Annotated in this window: 5 protein-coding genes; all 5 read left to right on the top strand. The window is 40.1% G+C overall.

Annotation, left to right across the window (positions count from 1 at the left end; translation table 11 throughout):
* Positions 1–392 (top strand): hypothetical protein (locus tag J5X92_RS20770; RefSeq protein ID WP_208806423.1); only part of this gene is annotated, 392 nt, incomplete at its 5' end.
* Positions 393–881: a hypothetical protein gene (locus tag J5X92_RS20765; RefSeq protein ID WP_244361166.1), complete on the top strand. Its 489-nt coding sequence runs from the start codon at positions 393–395 to the stop codon at positions 879–881. It begins immediately after the preceding gene.
* Positions 882–989: 108 nt separating this feature from the next.
* On the top strand, positions 990–1,424 hold the full coding sequence (locus J5X92_RS20760) for a hypothetical protein (protein WP_126874065.1): 435 nt from the start codon (positions 990–992) through the stop codon (positions 1,422–1,424).
* A gap of 117 nt (positions 1,425–1,541) precedes the next feature.
* The gene (locus J5X92_RS20755; protein ID WP_013783724.1) at positions 1,542–2,000 is read left to right on the top strand and encodes a nuclear transport factor 2 family protein; all 459 of its coding nucleotides are present in this window, start codon (positions 1,542–1,544) and stop codon (positions 1,998–2,000) included.
* 135 nt (positions 2,001–2,135) lie between these two features.
* On the top strand, positions 2,136–2,408 hold the full coding sequence (locus tag J5X92_RS20750) for a hypothetical protein (protein ID WP_013783723.1): 273 nt from the start codon (positions 2,136–2,138) through the stop codon (positions 2,406–2,408).
* The last annotated feature ends 88 nt before the right edge of the window (positions 2,409–2,496 follow it).

Raw genomic sequence — 2,496 nt, 5'->3', positions numbered from 1 at the left:
GGCTGGGACGCAAACATGTGGGCTGCTCACTTCGTTCGGATTTTAGCCCACATGCCTGCGCCCCTTATTCAAAAGTTAGGTGCCAAATCGTGGAAATTATCCCTCGAACATATCAAGTGCTAGCGGTTTTTTGTGTGGTTTATTGGGTAATATGGTTTGTTCCATTTACCACAGTAATTATAGGCACAGATGGAAGCTGGTTCTTTTCGGTTGGTATCATTTCGTTATGGCTATTCCCGGTTGCAATCATCGCTTGGCTATTTAAAAAAGTTAGAATTGTTGTGGTTCAGAAATTAGGTAAGCAAATGGCTTGGTGCAGTTTCGTTGTAATCTTGGCATTCTTCACATGGGGTTCGTTTCTCTTATTAAGTTTATTTGTTTACGGGGTTTAAATGCACCTAACAACACGCTTAATTCGCTCTCTGCGTTCGCTGGGACGCCTATACGCGGGGCGGCTTCGCCATTATGCCCCAAATGCCTGCGCCCCTTATTTAAAAGTTAGTTTTCTTATGATGATTCGTTTTATATTTTTAAGTTTGTTTATGATTGCAGGGACAACTATGGCTTCAAATGAAATAGGAGCACCTGAAGGAGTTTCGGCTGAAGATTGGGAAGCCTATCTAAAGCACAAAAAGGATTGGGAAGCCATGCTTCAGCAAAGGTTTGAAAGTGAACTCAAAGCGAATCCTCCTTTACCTCCTTGGGAAAAATTCCCTGAATATGAACCTAGCAATATATTTTGGCGAATGGGAACAGGTGAAGAGTATCTAATCGATTATTTTGGCGTTTATTTAAAGTACGCAAGTAAAGACGATATTCAAGCATATAAATTGAAATACCCCGCTCCTAAAATTTGGGAAAATTGGTATAACGAAAACTAACAAGTTAATTAAACAGTGGACGCAAAACAGCAGGCTTGCGCTCATGCTTCGCTTAGTTTAGCCTGCTATTTTTCGCCGTTTATTAAGGCGTTATATTGCAGGAGTAACATGGAAAGTCAGCTCGTAGTTTCATCAATATGGGAAGATGAATCTTTATTTGAAATCTCTATATTCGGTAGTAATGGGCAGTTCTCTGGCCAAGCAGATTGCTATACAAATAGAGAGGAGATTGAGCATCTGGGAAGACTTCTTGAGAAGTTTCCTCGAACCACAAAAGATGAGCTCGAGTTCAAAAGCCGTTCCACCCCTGATCTTTCTTATTTTTCCATTCATGCTTTCTGTACAGACAGTTCTGGCCATACAATGTTTGCTGTTACTATTGCTCACATCGAATCTTTCACTAATGTCAGAAACGAAAGCTATAAAGTTAACTTTGATATGAAAGTCGAGCCTCAAGCAATTTGTAACTTTGGTATACAGCTTCAGCGCATAGCGGTTAACCCTCTTGGTAAAACAAAGGCTGTATTGAAAAATGCAATATAACAAAAAAATTAAGTACGCCCGCTGCGCGGGCTGGGACGCAAACACGCTGGGCGGCTGCGCCATTATGCCCTACGTGCCTGCGCCCCTTATTTAAAAGTTATACACACAAGGAAGATTATGTATAAGCTCTTACTTTTATTTGTCTTTTTACCTCTATCGTTTACTGCCAATGCTGCTCTCTCAGAGGGAGAACTGGAGCAACTAGCGACAAAGTTTGTGGAAGCCAAAAATGCTCGACAGCAACCTGAAACTACAACTCAGGATATTGATGCCTTTATTAATTTAATTGCAGACGAATTCGTCGATGAACATGTGAAGTTTAAAGTAACGATTACGGAAAAGTCCGCTTTACGTGAAGGTATGATTGCCAAAATGAGTGACAAGATTTACTACAGTTCAATAGTTATAAACGAAATAATGACTGGGGGAAATGTTGCCATTATTAAAATGACTGAGTCAGGAAAAGTCAGACCAAATCATTTAGACAAAGATATAACCTACAGCTCAGTAAATATAGTAACCTTAGAATTCAATGATGATAAGTTGATTACGTATATTCGCAGGCATCACGGTTAATGTGTGTATAACAAAACGCTGTTGGCACTCCCTTCGATCGCTGGGACGCTAACTCGTGGGCTGGCTCGCTTCGCTCGGATTTTAGTCCATGTGTTATCGCCCCTTAGTGGGAAGTTATATTGCAAGGAGGCAAATTTGGGTTTAACTCAACATATTAAACTTCAGGATAAAGTGACTAAAGAGCAAGCATCGCTATTCCTAGATGATCTTTGCTCAGAACTACAATTTGAAAAACGCACAGAAAAATGGATTGTCCGTTCAATGCAAGGAAAAAGAATGATCTTTGAGATAGTAGTTACAGATTGCGGCTTTTATACTCATCGTTCAGGAGATTACTTTGAATTTTTAGGTTTTTTAATTGAGCAGCTTACTGAAAAATTCGGCACTATTTGGATTGAGGACGTTTAAGCGAAGCAATATAACACATATGAGCCTCCGGGCTGTCAATGAAAAAAGATAGCCCTTTGACCACTATTTCAAGATCAATACCGTTGCC

The sequence above is a fragment of the Alteromonas sp. K632G genome (assembly GCF_017653625.1).
In the GTDB taxonomy this organism is placed as follows: Bacteria; Pseudomonadota; Gammaproteobacteria; order Enterobacterales; family Alteromonadaceae; genus Alteromonas; species Alteromonas naphthalenivorans.
Note: the sequence above shows the minus strand (reverse complement) of the source record. Positions and strands in the feature narration are given on the sequence as shown.